Below are 13,043 nucleotides of genomic sequence, written 5' to 3'. Positions count from 1 at the left end.
TGCGACTTCGGCATCACTTCGCACGAACCTGCGTCTTTTTCCCCGCGTAGCGCCACCCCACGATAATGAGTTCGCTCTCGCTCTCGGCCGAGGCTCCCTCGGCACCGCCGGCCGCCGTCGACGGCGTCTGGCTCGAATGCATCGACTGCAGCGACGCCTACGCGCCGTTCGAGTCCGTCCGCTACACGTGTGACTGCGGTTCGCTGCTGGAGGTCCGCTACGAGGACCTGCCGACCTGGGACGACTTCTCCGGTCGCGGCGTCTGGCGCTACGCGGCCGCGCTCCCGTTCGAGGAGGGCGTGAGCCTCCCCGAGGGCGACACCCAGTTCCACCGCGTCCCCCGGCTCGAGGAGGAGGTCGGCGTCGAGAGCCTCCGGGTCAAGCACGAGGGGATGAACCCCACGGGCTCGTTCAAGGACCGCGGGATGACCGTCGGCGTCCGGACCGCCCAGGCGCTCGGCGTCGGTCGGCTCGCCTGCGCCTCGACGGGCAACACCTCCGCCGCGCTGGCTGCCTACGGCGCACGTGCCGGGCTGGAAACGCTCGTGCTGCTGCCGGCCGGGAAGGTCGCCGCGGGGAAGGTCGCCCAGGCGAGCCTCCACGGCGCGCGCATCCTGGAGGTCGATGGCAACTTCGACACCTGCCTCGACATCGTGCAGGACCTCGCGTCGCGCGGGGAGGCGTACCTGCTCAACTCGCTCAACCCGTTCCGGCTGGAGGGCCAGAAGACCATCGGGCTGGAGATACTGGAGGCGCACGAGGCGGACTACGGCGAGTACCCCGACCGCATCGTCCTGCCCGTGGGCAACGCCGGCAACACCGCGGCGCTGTACAAGTGCTTCCGCGAACTCGTCCAGGCGGGCGCGATGGACCGCGACGAGGTGCCGAAGCTGACCGGCGTGCAGGCCGCCGGCGCGGCCCCCATGGTCGAGGCCGTCGAGGAGGGCAACGACGAGACCCGGCGCTGGGACCACGTCGAGACCGTGGCGACCGCCATCCGCATCGGCAACCCGGTCAACGCGCCGAAGGCCCTGCCGGGCATCCGCGAGACGGGCGGCACCGCCGTCGCCGTCGAGGACGACGCCATCACGCAGGCCCAGCGCGACCTCGCGGGCGAGGGCATCGGCGTCGAACCCGCCTCGGCGGCCAGCCTCGCCGGCCTCCGGAAGCTCCGCGAACGCGGCGACGTGAGCGCCGACGAGCGCGTCGTCTGCCTGACCACGGGCCACCTGCTGAAGGACCCCGACGCGGCCGCCGCGGCCGGTGCCGACCCCGAGCCGGTGCCCGGCGACACCGCCGGCGTTCTCGACCACCTCGGCAGCTGAACGGGACCACTTTCACCCGCCAGTCAGACGGCCGTCGTTCGGGAGTCTGCCGCCGATTTTTGTAGTGTGTGACCGTAGCATACCGTCCGTGTCCCGAAACGCCCAACCCGACCCGTCGTCGGCCCAGCCGGGGGAGGAACCGACCGACAAGCGCGACACCGACCACACGCCGACCGACCCCGCGGCGTTGCGTGCGCAGGTCGCGCTCCTCGAACGAGACCTCGAAGCGCGCGAGTCACAGGTGAACGCGCTGCGGGAGCAGTACGAGACCGCGCTCGCGGCCCGCGACGCCGACGAGGACCGCGAGCTCCGGACGGACGGCGGGCGGACGCTCGTCGGCCGGCTCTGGCACGCGCTGTCGCTGTAGGTGGGTCGTCGTCGGAAGAAGGCGGTGATGTGTCGTTCCGGCCGCGCTCAGTCGTCGTCGAGGACGATCTGGCGCACCTCGATGATGCGCCCGTCGCCGAGCAGTTCCTCCATCGCTCCCTCGGGCACCTCGCCGTCGACGTTGTAGACGGTGAGCGCCTCGCCGCCGATGGTCTCTCGGGCGTTGAACATCCCCGCGATGTTCACGCCGTAGTCGCCCATGACGCTCCCGATGAGGCCGATGACGCCCGGTTCGTCCGCGTTGCGCGCGACGACCATGCGCCCGTGCGGGATGGCGTCGACGCGGTAGCCGTCGACGCGGACGATGCGCGGGTCGTCGCCCGCGAACAGGGTACCACAGACCGAGACCTCGCGGTCGCCGTCGGCGACTTTCACCGTGACGAGGCTCTGGAAGTCCTCGGCCGAGCGAGTCTTCGACTCGGTGACATCGACGCCGCGCTCCTCGGCGATGCGCGGGGCGTTGACGGCGTTGACCTGCCACTCGAGCGGCTCGAACACGCCCTTGAGCGCGCTGGCGGTGACGAAGTCGACGTCCTCCTCGGCGATGTCGCCCTGGTAGACGACCTCGACGTTCGAGATGCGGTCGTCGAGCAGCTGTGCGGCGACCTTGCCGGCGGTCTCGGCGAGTTCGACGTAGGGCTGGACGCGCGGGAACGCCGTCTCGTCGATGGAGGGCGCGTTCAGCGCGTTCATGACGGGCTCGCCCGCGAACGCGGCGACGATCTGCTCGGCCGTCGAGGTCGCGACGTTCTCCTGTGCGGCCTCGGTGCTCGCCCCGAGGTGGGGCGTGACGACCACGTCGTCGACCCCGAGCAGCGGGTTGTCCTCGCTGACGGGCTCGTCGGCGAACACGTCGACCGCCGCGCCGGCGAGCACGCCGTCCTCGACCGCCTCGGCCAGCGCCGGCTCGTCGACGACGCCGCCGCGGGCGCAGTTGACGACGTACCCACCCTCGAGCTGGGCGAGCTCCTCTTCGCCGATCATGCCCGCCGTCTCCTCGGTCAGTGGGACGTGGACCGTGAGGAAGTCGGCGCGGTCGAGACAGCCGTCGAGATCGACGAGCTCGGCGCCGAGCTGGTCGGCGCGGTCCTCCGAGATGTACGGGTCGAACGCGACGATGTCCATCCCGAGCGAGCCGCACTTCTTCGCGACCTCCTGGCCGACGCGACCGAGGCCGACGACGCCGAGCGTCTTGCCGTTGACCTCGGTGCCGAGGTAGTCGCCCTTGGCCCACTCCCCACCCTTCAGTCGGATGTGTGCCTGCGGGATGGAGCGCGCCGCGGCGAAGGCCATCGCGACCGTGTGCTCGGCGGCCGCGCGGACGTTGCCCTCGGGCGCGTTCGCGACGATGACGCCGTGCTCGGTGGCGGCGTCGATGTCGATGTTGTCGACGCCGATGCCGGCCCGCCCGACGATGACGAGGTCGGGGGCCGCCGCGAACACCTCCTCGGTGACCTCCGTTCCAGACCGGACGACGAGCGCGTTCGCGTCGCTCACTGCCGAGAGCAGTTCGTCGCCGGAGACCTCGTACGCCGTCTCGACCTCGTGCCCCGCGTCGCGGAACACGTCCAGACCCGCGTCCGCGATGGGGTCCGTTACGAGAACCTTCATGCCGCAAGCAACCAGCCCGGCCGGGTTAACGTTTCCTCTAGCGGCCCGCGTTGCGCGGCTGTGCGGGACGTTCTCGCGGGGCACGGCTGCCGCGGTCGACCGGCGGTCAGGTACGCCGGCGCTACCCGAGGCGGAGCAGCTGTGCGTGGAGCGTGTCCTCGATGGTCAGCACGTTCGCCTCCTCGACGATGCCGGCGTCGATGGCGACGGTGACCGAGCGCTCGCCGACGATGTTGGCGACGCTGGCGCGGTGCAGGCTGTCGATGACCTGGTCCTCGTCGACCTCGTCGCCGGCGTAGAACTCCTCGGAGACGGTCAGCGAGAGGTCGCCGTCCTCGAACGTCTCGCCGAGGACGTCCGGGTCGCAGACGGAGACGAGCAGTCCCTCCTCGGTCCGTCGCTCGTTGAGTATCATCCGTCGACGAGTTCCTCCTCCTGCTGCCGGCGGATGGCCTCGGCCTCCTCGGCGATCTCCTCGGCCTCCTGGTGTCTATCGAGCTCCTCCAGCGCGCGGGCCTTCTCCTCGAGCACGTCCGCGTTCCGCATGTCGAGGCGGATGGCGTTGTCGAGGCAGTTCAGCGCGTCCTCGGCCAGCCCGCGCTCGAGCAGGAAGAAGCCGCGGTTGTACCACGCCTGTGCGAACCGCGAGTCGAGCTCGACGGCCCGCTCCGCGTGTTCGAGCGCGCGGGACACGTCGCCGGACTCCCACAGTGCGTAGGCGAGGTTCGTCTCGGCGGAGGCGGCGTGTTCCGAGTCGTCGTCGATGTGCAGCGCCTCCCGGTACGCGCCGATGGCGGCGTCCCACTCTTCCATCTCGGCGTGGGCGACACCTTTGTTCACCCAGCCCTCCTGCTCGACGAGCTCGTCTTCGGCGAAGCGCGCGGCGCGCTCGAACGCGTCGGCGGCCTGCTCGTGGCGGTTGATGCCCATGTAGTTCAGGCCGACGTCGATGAGCGCGTCGGCGTCGACGTTGCCGCTGTCGAGGCTCTCCCGGTCGAGCATGTCGGTGACGACGCGGGAGTCGACGGGGTCGACCTTGCTCGGGTCGACGCCCAGCTCTGGGGGGTCGAGGTCGAAGCCCTCGTACGGGTCGGAGAAGCCCTGACCCTCGGAGAACTCGTGCTTTGGGTCCTCGTCAGTCATACACCGCGGTTGGCGGTCCGGACGGGTAAGGGTTGCGACGTACGGACCGGGTAAGAACCCGCTCTCTGCTTGCGATTGAACGGGAGATAGTTTCAAGTCGCAGTCGGGCATCTGGTGACCTATGCGACTGTTTGTCAGTGTCGACCTCCCCGACGCCCTCGCCGACGACGTGGCCTCGGTGCAGGAGCGGTTCGGCGGAGTCTCCGGGCTGGACCCGACGGACCCCCAGAGCGTCCACGTCACGCTCAAGTTCCTCGGGGAGGTGAGCGAGGCCCGCCGCGGGCGAGTCGAGGATGCCGTCGCCGCCGGCGTCGACCGCGCTGCCGTCGAGCCGTTCGAGGCGACGTTCGGGGGACTCGGCGTCTTCCCGTCGCTCGACTACATCAACGTCGTCTGGGTCGGGCTCCGTGACGGTGGCGACGACCTCGTCACGCTCCACGAGGGCATCGAGGCCGAGACGACGGCCATCGGGTTCTCGCCCGAGGACCACGCGTTCACACCGCACGTCACCCTCGGACGGATGCGCCACGCGGGCGGGAAGGAGCGGGTACAGGAGCTGGTCCGCGAGACGGACCCCACTGTCGGCTCGATGCACGTCGACGAGGTCCGCCTGACCGAGAGCACGTTGACCGACGATGGGCCGGAGTACGAGACCGTCGCGCGATTCCCGCTGTAGTGCTCCGGCACGGCGGCGAACGGGCCCGAACCGCCCGGTCGCGGATGGCGGCTCGAAAAGAACAACACTATAAACGCGGACGGGGTATCTGCGGGCACTATGGGTAAGAAGTCGAAGGCGAAGAAAAAGCGCCTCGCCAAGCTCGAGCGACAGAACAGCCGGGTGCCTGCATGGGTTATGCTCAAGACCGACATGGAGACCCAGCGCAACTACAAGCGCCGGAACTGGCGGCGTAACGACACCGACGAATAATGAGCGCGAACGACTTCGAGGAGCGCGTCATCACCGTGCCGCTCCGCGACGTGAACGCGGAAGCGAAGCACAAGCGCGCCGACAAGGCGATGTCCCTCATACGGGACCACCTCGCGCAGCACTTCAGTGTCGACGGCGACGCCGTGCGCCTCGACCCCTCTATCAACGAGGCGGTCTGGTCGCGCGGTCGCAAGAAGCCCCCGAGCAAGCTCCGCGTTCGCGCCGCCCGCTTCGACGAGGACGGCGAGTCGATCGTGGAAGCCGAACACGCGGAGTAACGAAGCCGTGCTACGGACCGCGTTCGCCGGGTCTCCCTACGTCGGCGTCTTCGCGCGGGCCACCGACACCTGTCTGCTGTGTCGCCCCGACCTCGACGAGTCCCTCCAGAGCCAGCTCGCCGACGAGCTTTCGGTGCCGGCCATCCCCACGAACGTCGCCGGCTCCTCCACTGTCGGCGCGCTCGCGACGGGGAACTCCAGCGGCCTGCTCGTCACCAGCCGAATCCGCGACAACGAGCGCGAGCGCCTCGATGACGCCATCGATGGCACGCTCGGCGAGCTGCCCGGTCGGCACAACGCCGTCGGGAACATCGTCCTCGCGAACGACACTGGCGCGTACGTCCACCCGGACCTCTCGGACGACGCCGTCGCCATCGTCGAGGACACTCTCGACGTGCCCGTCGAACGTGGCGACCTCGCGGGTGTGCGCACCGTCGGCACCGCCGCCGTCGCGACGAACAAGGGCGTGCTCTGTCACCCCAAGTCGACCGACGCAGAGCTCGACGCGCTCGAGGACCTGCTCGGCGTCCCGGCCGACGTCGGCACCGTCAACTACGGTGCACCGCTCGTCGGCTCTGGCCTCGTCGTCAACGACAACGGCTACGTGGCCGGTGGGGACACGACAGGTCCCGAACTCGGACGTATCGAGGACGCGCTCGGGCTCGTGGACTGAGCTTCGGCGCTTCTGCTGTCGCTTCTAGCCGAAGTTTACGACAAGTGTAAACCCCGACGGCGGTGGGGAGAGCTTCGAGCGGGTGTCGACCCGCACGACTCCGACGACTGCTGAGGGTTTTCGCGTCGAACACGGGGGCGCGTGCACCGCCACCGACTGGCTCCGGACACCACTCCGAACCGACACGCGCACGGACAGAAGGGAACATTCTTCCATCTGCCCGACCGAGTAGCGGCCATGAGTCAGTTTACTGTCCGCGGGACGTTCCAGGCACGCGAGGGTGACCGACCCTTCGAGACGACAGTCGACGCGCCCAACGAGAACGTCGCACGTGAGCGTACGTTCGCGACATTCGGCAGCCAGCACGGGCTGAAGCGCACGCAGATGGACGTCACGGAGGTCGAGGCACAATGATGGGCGGTGGTGGCGGCGGTGGCCAGATGCAGCAGCTCCAGCAGGAGATGCAGGCCATCCAGGAGGAGATCGAGGAGCTCGAGGGCGAGGTCACGGACCTTCGCAACGAGCAGACCGAGATCGACGAGGCAATCGAAGCGCTCGAGACGCTCGAGTCGGACTCGGTCGTGCAGGTGCCGCTCGGCGGCGACGCCTACATCCGCGCGACGGTCGAGGACATCGACGAGATCGTCGTCGGTCTCGGCGGCGGCTACGCCGCGGAGCGCGACCAGGAAGGCGCTATCGACACGCTCGAGACGAAGAAAGAGAACGTCGACGACCGCATCGAGGACGTGCAGGACGAGATCGCCGAGCTGGAAAGCGAGAACGAGCAGCTCCAGCAGCAGGCCCAGCAGGCCCAGCAGCAGCAGCTCCAGCAGCAGATGCAGCAGGCCCAGCAGCAGGAAGAGGCCGACGACGAGTAAGCGACGATGTTCGACAGCCTGAAGGAGAAGCTCGGCAGTTTCCGCGAAGACGTCGAGGAGACGGCCGAGGAGAAGGCCGCCGAGGAGGAGGCCGCGACCGAGGCTCCCGAGGGCGAGACTGCGGAGGCCGCGACGGTCGCCGAGGAGGCGACCGAGCAGGACGCCCCGGCTGCCGAGTCCGCCGTGGCGGAGCCGGTCGCGGAGGACGCCGACGAGGCGTCCACGACCGCCGACGAACCGGCCGCCGACGAGCCGTCCGACGAAGCCACCGAAGAGGAAGAGAAGTCGACGGGCTTCGGGGCGAAGATGAAGGCCGCGGCGACGGGGAAGTTCGTCATCGAGGAGGAGGACCTGAAGGAGCCGCTCTGGGACCTCAAGATGGCGCTGCTCGAGTCCGACGTGGAGATGAGCGTCGCCGAGGAGATTCTCGACCGCGTCGAGGAAGAGCTCATCGGCGAGCGCCGCAAGTTCACCGAATCGACCGGGGGCATCGTCGAGGACGCACTCCGCGATGCGCTGCTCGAGGTCATCTCGGTCGGACAGTTCGACTTCGAACAGCGCATCGCCGACGCCGACAAGCCCCTCGTCATCATCTTCACCGGCGTCAACGGCGTCGGGAAGACGACGAGCATCGCGAAGATGTCCCGCTACCTCGCGGAACGGGGCTACTCGTCGGTGCTCGCGAACGGCGACACCTACCGTGCCGGGGCGAACGAGCAGATCGGCGAGCACGCCGAGGCGCTCGACCGGAAGCTCATCTCGCACCAGCAGGGCGGTGACCCGGCGGCGGTCATCTACGACGCCGTCGAGTACGCCGAGGCGAACGAGGTCGACGTGGTGCTGGGCGACACGGCGGGTCGCCTGCACACGAACGAGGGGCTGATGGACCAGCTCGAGAAGATCGGGCGGGTCGTCGACCCCGACATGACGCTGTTCGTCGACGAGGCGGTCGCGGGACAGGACGCGGTTCGACGCGCCGAGCAGTTCGACGAGGCCGTCACCATCGACGGCTCAATCCTCACGAAGGCGGACGCCGACTCCAACGGCGGCGCGGCCATCTCGGTCGCCCACGTCACGGGCAAGCCCATCCTGTTCCTCGGCGTCGGACAGGGCTACGACCACCTCGAACGGTTCGACCCCGAGGTCGTCGTCGGGCGGCTCCTCGGCGACGAGGCGTAAGCAACTCCACTCTGGGAGTTGCGAGTGGATGAGAGAGATGGGGACGAACGGTCGTCGTCTCAGGGGGGAACGTTAAACTATTTCTATTAGTAATAGCTCCATATGAGCGTGCTACAGGAATCCGAAGAAAGAGAACATCTCAAGCGGCGTATTTTCACGACCTCTGTGGTCGGTGCCGTCCTGCTTGCGGGTACCTATAGTGTTAGCGGAAGGCACTCAGAGCAAGTGCTGTCGGGTTCATCAATTCTTGGAGCTAGCCTGGCGTTCGTCGTCGTTGCGTCTCTGAGCTTTTTTATTCAAGGCACTAATCTATTAGAAGAATCCAGAGTATTTGTGGAAGATAATATACTCGTATTAATCACAACTGGCCTCCTGACTGGGGGAATACTGATGATCGCTGTTGATTTCATCGGACGTATAACTTTGTTAGTCTTTGCTAGCGGGTTTGTCGCTCACATAACTGTTTTATCGGGACTGTATACACTAAACTGACATTTTTAGAGAGAAGACTCGGGGTGGTAGAGTGAAAAGAATCGCCAGGGTGCCATCGGGATGATGGAAGTGGGTGGGATGACAGCTGGCGACGTGCTGCACGTGGTCGTACGACGACCGGAGTTAAAAGCGGTCCCAGAAGCCAGTTTCGGTAGTCAAATCGAGAGGTTGCTGCCGATTCGAGATCCGCAGGAGTGGGTATCGGTGCCGGCTCCGTGCGAGAAAAAGGCCTTTAGGCGGGAGCCACGTACGGGTATTCAATAATGGTACTCGACGATTTGGGGAGCTCTCTCCGAGGCACCCTCGACAAACTCCGCGGGAAGTCACGCATCTCCGAGGAGGACGTCGAGGAGGTCGTCAAAGAGATTCAGCGCTCGCTGCTGCAGGCGGACGTGGACGTCTCCCTCGTGATGGAGCTGTCGGACAACATCAAACAGCGCGCGCTGGAGGAGGAGCCGCCGTCGGGCACACCGGCGCGTGACTTCGTCCTCCGCATCGTCTACGAGGAGCTGGTCGACCTCATCGGGGACTCGACGGAGCTCCCGCTGGAGGAGCAGACCATCATGCTCGCCGGTCTGCAGGGGTCGGGGAAGACGACGTCCGCGGCGAAGATGGCGTGGTGGTTCTCGAAGAAGGGGCTCCGCCCGGCGGTCATCCAGACGGACACCTTCCGCCCGGGTGCGTACGACCAGGCCAAGCAGATGTGCGAGCGCGCCGAGGTCGACTTCTACGGCGACCCGGACAACGACGACCCGGTCGACATCGCCCGCAAGGGGCTCGAAGCGACCGAGGACGCCGACGTCCACATCGTCGACACGGCGGGTCGCCACGCGCTGGAGGACGACCTCATCGACGAGATCGAGGAGATAGAGGCGACCGTCGACCCGGACATCTCGCTGCTCGTGCTCGACGCGGCCATCGGACAGGGTGCGAAGGAGCAGGCCCAGCAGTTCGACGAGTCCGTCGGTATCGGCGGTGTCGTCATCACGAAGCTCGACGGGACGGCGAAGGGTGGCGGTGCGCTGACCGCCGTCAACGAGACGGACTCCTCGATCGCCTTCCTCGGCACCGGCGAGGAGGTCCCGGACATCGAGCGCTTCGAGCCCGAAGGGTTCATCTCCCGGCTGCTCGGCATGGGCGACCTGGGCTCGCTCGTCGAGCGCGTCGAGCGGGCGATGGAGGAAACCCAGGAGGAAGAGGAAGACTGGGACCCCGAGGACATGCTCCAGGGCCAGTTCACCCTGAAGGACATGAAGAAGCAGATGGACGCGATGAACCGCATGGGGCCGCTCGACCAGGTGATGGACATGATTCCGGGCTTCGGCGGCGGCGGGCTGAAGGACCAGCTGCCCGACGACGCGATGGACGTCACCCAGGAGCGCATGCGCAGCTTCGAGGTCATCATGGACTCGATGACCGACGGTGAGATGGAGAACCCGCGCTCGGTCGGGCAGTCCCAGGTCGAGCGTATCTCGCGGGGCTCCGGCCAGCCCGAGGAGAAGATCCGCGAGCTGCTCCAGCAGCACAAGATGATGGAGCAGACCCTGAAGCAGTTCCAGGGCGGCATGGACGGCGACATGCAGCGCATGATGAAGAAGATGCAACAGCAGGGCGGCGGCGGTGGTGGCGGCATGGGCGGCCTCGGCGGCGGCGGTGGCGGGCCGTTCGGGTAGCCGACGCTTCGATTTTCAGTCGTCGTAGACTCTGTCGATGGATACGTCGAAGACGTCGATGTCTACCGCGAGCGTGCCGCTCCCGGTCCACTCCAGCTCCTCATAGGCGTTCGCGGCGCTGACCTCGATGGTGGTCGTCCCTTCGTCGGGAAGCAGGTCGTGCCGCGAGACGGACTCGTCCGGGTCGAGCGAGAACTGCTCTTCGTGGTCGTCCCACGCCACGCGGACGGTCTCGGCATCGTCACCCCGATTCTCGGCCTCGAAGTCGTGATACTCGCCGCCGAACGAACAGCCGGCGAGCGAGGCGACTCCGGCTCCAGCGAGCGTCTGGAGGAACCGACGGCGTGCTGGCACACTCGCGTCATCCTGCGGGGCCGGTAAGTGTTTTCTCCAGGCCTGTAGCGCCCCTTGCAGACGTGAGGCTTTCACAGATGTGGCACGTTACCGCCATTCATTACAATATTATTACAATTGCGGTGTGTTGGCTTACGTGTATGAGCGCAGATGCACTCGGCACGGCGATGCGGGACTATCAGCGCGGCGAACTCGGCGACTGTCGGTACGTCGACGGCGTGGACCGGATGGACGGCCACATCGAGGAGAACTACTTCGGCAGCCACGAAGACTGGGACGAGGAACGGTGCGAGCGGTTCGCCGCCCTCGACGGCCCGGTGCTCGACCTCGGCTGCGGCGCGGGCCAGCACGTCCGGTTCTTCGAGGACCGCGGGACCGAGGTGCTGGGTGTGGACGTGAGTCCCGGCGCGGTGCAGGCGGCGCGCGAGCGCGGCGTCGAGTCGGTCGCCGTCGCGGACATGTTCGACCTGCCGTTCCGCCGCGATCAGTTCCGCTCGGTGCTGCTGAACGGCACGCAGGTCGGGCTCGCGCACTCGGTCGCGGGCGTGCGCTCGCTGCTGTCGGACCTCGCCCACATCACCGACAGCGAGGCCACCGCACAGGTGGACAACTACGACCCGAACCTGGTCGACGAGGCGCTGTTCGGCTACCGGCCCGACCCCCGCGACGGCTTCGCCCACCGCGCGTTCCACTTCGAGTACGAACCGCGTGACGGCGACCGGATTCTCGGCCGGGCGCTGCACTTCCTGCTGTTCTCCCCCGACCGCCTGCGGGACAGCTGTGTGGGGACGCCGTGGTCGGTGGTCGACGTGGAGCACCACCACGAGGTCTACTACGAGGCCCGGCTTGCGAAGTGAATCGGCCGGAAACAGTTAACACGCCACTCGGCCACTCCCCGGACATGGTACTCGTGCTCGCCGACGACGAGGTCGCGTCGCTGGTCGACCTCCCGTCGCTCGCACCCGTGGTGGAGGACGCGCTCGTGAAGCAGGGCCGTGGCGAGGTCGAACGCCCGGAGCGTCCGCACTACGACGTCGGGACTGGGCTCGACGGGCCGGAGCCGCTGGGGATGGGCCTGGCGATGCCCGCGTACGTCCACGGAGAGCCGTACTTCGCGACGAAGCTGGTCGGCGTCCACGAGGGCAACGCCGAGTACGGGCTGCCGACCATCCACGCGCAGGTCGTCCTCGCCGACGCGCGGACCGGCCAGCCTGTCTCGTTCATGAACGGCGGACGGATCACGAACGCCCGGACCGGCTGTATCGGCGGGCTGGCGGCCCGTGACCTGGCAGCGGGGGAGCCGCTCCGCGTGGGCGTGCTCGGCGCCGGCACGCAGGCGCGCTGGCAGACCCGCGCCATCGCGGCGCTCTGTGACGTAGCGTCGGTCGAGGTCTACTCGCCGAGCGACTCGCGCCACGACTGCGCGGCCGATCTCCGGGACCACGATATCCCCGCCGAGGCCGTCGACTCACCCGCGGCCGCGGTCGCGGATTCGAACGTCGTCGTGACGGCGACGACTAGCCCGGAGCCGGTGTTCCCCGCCGACGCGCTCGCGCCGGGCGCGCTCGTCGTCGCCGTCGGCGCGTACACCGGTGAGATGCAGGAGCTCGAATCCGCGGTGTTCGACCGCTCCGCCCGCGTGTTCGCGGACGTTCCCGAGGAGGTCGCCGAGATCGGCGACCTGCTGGCGACCGACCTGGCCGCCGAGGACCTGATTCCGCTCTCGGCGGTGTTCGAGGGTGAATCGGGGCGGGAGTCCGACGAGGAGATTATCGTCGTCGAGAGCGTCGGGACGGCGGTGCTCGACGCAGCAGCGGCTGCCGAGGTGTACGAGTCGGCGACCGAAGACGGAACCGGGACCGAGCAGTCGTTCTGAATGGCTACAGCGCTCTGAGGACGACGAGTGACCGTACGGAGATGCTGTCCTTGAACCGGCAGACGCCGTTCGCGACTCGTAGGGCTTCGACGACTACTACTAGCACGGATAGATCTGCTGTATGTGTTTACCCCGAGGTCTCGACAGCCGGCACAGCGTGAGCCCGTGAGATCATATCATTGCTGCTGACGACTCGACGAAGCTCTTCGTATGGATTGCGTCCCTGCTGGCGCCACGTCGCCAGCA

Annotated in this window: 16 protein-coding genes and 1 pseudogene; 13 read left to right on the top strand and 4 right to left on the bottom strand. The window is 67.5% G+C overall.

Annotated elements, in window-relative coordinates:
• Positions 1-65: 65 nt before the first annotated feature.
• Positions 66-1,325, top strand: a complete 1,260-nt coding sequence (gene thrC / locus NO978_RS08585; RefSeq protein WP_257299162.1) for a threonine synthase — start codon at positions 66-68, stop codon at positions 1,323-1,325.
• Between the two features lie 88 nt (positions 1,326-1,413).
• Entirely contained in the window at positions 1,414-1,692 is a 279-nt protein-coding gene (locus NO978_RS08580) for a hypothetical protein (protein WP_257299161.1), read from the top strand.
• Positions 1,693-1,739: 47 nt separating this feature from the next.
• Here the strand turns inward: NO978_RS08580 and serA are convergent, their stop codons facing one another.
• The 3 genes and pseudogenes from serA to NO978_RS08565 form a co-directional block, all read right to left on the bottom strand.
• Positions 1,740-3,323: a phosphoglycerate dehydrogenase gene (gene serA / locus NO978_RS08575; protein WP_257299160.1), complete on the bottom strand. Its 1,584-nt coding sequence runs from the start codon at positions 3,321-3,323 to the stop codon at positions 1,740-1,742.
• Between the two features lie 121 nt (positions 3,324-3,444).
• Complete coding sequence (locus tag NO978_RS08570; RefSeq protein ID WP_257299159.1) at positions 3,445-3,738, bottom strand: DUF424 domain-containing protein; 294 nt, start codon at positions 3,736-3,738, stop codon at positions 3,445-3,447.
• Between the two features lie 2 nt (positions 3,739-3,740).
• Positions 3,741-4,466, bottom strand: a pseudogene (locus NO978_RS08565) (tetratricopeptide repeat protein); the annotation flags it as partial.
• 121 nt (positions 4,467-4,587) lie between these two features.
• Between NO978_RS08565 and thpR the strand changes: the two are divergent.
• From thpR to NO978_RS08520, 9 genes are all read left to right on the top strand, one after another.
• Positions 4,588-5,142, top strand: a complete 555-nt coding sequence (thpR, locus tag NO978_RS08560) for an RNA 2',3'-cyclic phosphodiesterase (protein ID WP_257299157.1) — start codon at positions 4,588-4,590, stop codon at positions 5,140-5,142.
• Positions 5,143-5,241: 99 nt separating this feature from the next.
• The gene (locus NO978_RS08555) at positions 5,242-5,394 is read left to right on the top strand and encodes a 50S ribosomal protein L39e (protein WP_089732352.1); all 153 of its coding nucleotides are present in this window, start codon (positions 5,242-5,244) and stop codon (positions 5,392-5,394) included.
• Entirely contained in the window at positions 5,394-5,672 is a 279-nt protein-coding gene (locus NO978_RS08550; RefSeq protein WP_089732351.1) for a 50S ribosomal protein L31e, read from the top strand. The genes NO978_RS08555 and NO978_RS08550 overlap by 1 nt, the downstream gene beginning before the upstream one ends.
• 7 nt (positions 5,673-5,679) lie before the next feature.
• Positions 5,680-6,345, top strand: coding sequence for a translation initiation factor IF-6 (locus tag NO978_RS08545; RefSeq protein ID WP_257299156.1), 666 nt, complete (start codon positions 5,680-5,682; stop codon positions 6,343-6,345).
• Positions 6,346-6,582: 237 nt separating this feature from the next.
• Positions 6,583-6,759: a 50S ribosomal protein L18Ae gene (gene rpl18a, locus NO978_RS08540; protein ID WP_257299155.1), complete on the top strand. Its 177-nt coding sequence runs from the start codon at positions 6,583-6,585 to the stop codon at positions 6,757-6,759.
• Entirely contained in the window at positions 6,756-7,223 is a 468-nt protein-coding gene (gene pfdA, locus NO978_RS08535) for a prefoldin subunit alpha (RefSeq protein WP_257299154.1), read from the top strand. Before rpl18a ends, pfdA begins: the two co-directional genes overlap by 4 nt.
• Before the next feature lie 6 nt (positions 7,224-7,229).
• Positions 7,230-8,402: a signal recognition particle-docking protein FtsY gene (ftsY, locus tag NO978_RS08530; protein WP_257299153.1), complete on the top strand. Its 1,173-nt coding sequence runs from the start codon at positions 7,230-7,232 to the stop codon at positions 8,400-8,402.
• A 102-nt stretch (positions 8,403-8,504) separates the two neighbouring features.
• Positions 8,505-8,894: a hypothetical protein gene (locus tag NO978_RS08525; RefSeq protein ID WP_257299152.1), complete on the top strand. Its 390-nt coding sequence runs from the start codon at positions 8,505-8,507 to the stop codon at positions 8,892-8,894.
• Positions 8,895-9,157: 263 nt separating this feature from the next.
• Positions 9,158-10,567, top strand: coding sequence for a signal recognition particle protein Srp54 (locus NO978_RS08520; RefSeq protein WP_257299151.1), 1,410 nt, complete (start codon positions 9,158-9,160; stop codon positions 10,565-10,567).
• 15 nt (positions 10,568-10,582) lie between these two features.
• Here the strand turns inward: NO978_RS08520 and NO978_RS08515 are convergent, their stop codons facing one another.
• Positions 10,583-10,921: a hypothetical protein gene (locus tag NO978_RS08515; RefSeq protein ID WP_257299150.1), complete on the bottom strand. Its 339-nt coding sequence runs from the start codon at positions 10,919-10,921 to the stop codon at positions 10,583-10,585.
• A gap of 140 nt (positions 10,922-11,061) precedes the next feature.
• Here NO978_RS08515 and NO978_RS08510 point away from each other — a divergent pair, with 140 nt between their 5' ends.
• Complete coding sequence (locus NO978_RS08510) at positions 11,062-11,778, top strand: bifunctional 2-polyprenyl-6-hydroxyphenol methylase/3-demethylubiquinol 3-O-methyltransferase UbiG (protein WP_257299149.1); 717 nt, start codon at positions 11,062-11,064, stop codon at positions 11,776-11,778.
• Between the two features lie 44 nt (positions 11,779-11,822).
• Complete coding sequence (locus tag NO978_RS08505; protein WP_257299148.1) at positions 11,823-12,797, top strand: ornithine cyclodeaminase family protein; 975 nt, start codon at positions 11,823-11,825, stop codon at positions 12,795-12,797.
• Positions 12,798-13,043 lie beyond the last annotated feature (246 nt).

The sequence above is a fragment of the Haloarchaeobius sp. FL176 genome (assembly GCF_024609245.1).
Taxonomy (GTDB): Archaea; Halobacteriota; Halobacteria; order Halobacteriales; family Natrialbaceae; genus Haloarchaeobius.
This window is presented reverse-complemented; position numbering and strand designations above follow the sequence as displayed.

Excerpts from the sequence above, each read along its gene's own strand:
- pfdA (WP_257299154.1), top strand. The coding sequence starts at position 6,756 with ATGATGGGCGGTGGTGGCGGCGGTGGCCAGATGCAGCAGCTCCAGCAG.
- NO978_RS08525 (WP_257299152.1), top strand. The coding sequence starts at position 8,505 with ATGAGCGTGCTACAGGAATCCGAAGAAAGAGAACATCTCAAGCGGCGT.
- NO978_RS08555 (WP_089732352.1), top strand. The coding sequence starts at position 5,242 with ATGGGTAAGAAGTCGAAGGCGAAGAAAAAGCGCCTCGCCAAGCTCGAG.
- serA (WP_257299160.1), bottom strand. The coding sequence starts at position 3,323 with ATGAAGGTTCTCGTAACGGACCCCATCGCGGACGCGGGTCTGGACGTG.
- NO978_RS08505 (WP_257299148.1), top strand. The coding sequence starts at position 11,823 with ATGGTACTCGTGCTCGCCGACGACGAGGTCGCGTCGCTGGTCGACCTC.
- rpl18a (WP_257299155.1), top strand. The coding sequence starts at position 6,583 with ATGAGTCAGTTTACTGTCCGCGGGACGTTCCAGGCACGCGAGGGTGAC.
- NO978_RS08510 (WP_257299149.1), top strand. The coding sequence starts at position 11,062 with ATGAGCGCAGATGCACTCGGCACGGCGATGCGGGACTATCAGCGCGGC.
- thrC (WP_257299162.1), top strand. The coding sequence starts at position 66 with ATGAGTTCGCTCTCGCTCTCGGCCGAGGCTCCCTCGGCACCGCCGGCC.
- NO978_RS08520 (WP_257299151.1), top strand. The coding sequence starts at position 9,158 with ATGGTACTCGACGATTTGGGGAGCTCTCTCCGAGGCACCCTCGACAAA.
- ftsY (WP_257299153.1), top strand. The coding sequence starts at position 7,230 with ATGTTCGACAGCCTGAAGGAGAAGCTCGGCAGTTTCCGCGAAGACGTC.
- NO978_RS08550 (WP_089732351.1), top strand. The coding sequence starts at position 5,394 with ATGAGCGCGAACGACTTCGAGGAGCGCGTCATCACCGTGCCGCTCCGC.
- thpR (WP_257299157.1), top strand. The coding sequence starts at position 4,588 with ATGCGACTGTTTGTCAGTGTCGACCTCCCCGACGCCCTCGCCGACGAC.
- NO978_RS08570 (WP_257299159.1), bottom strand. The coding sequence starts at position 3,738 with ATGATACTCAACGAGCGACGGACCGAGGAGGGACTGCTCGTCTCCGTC.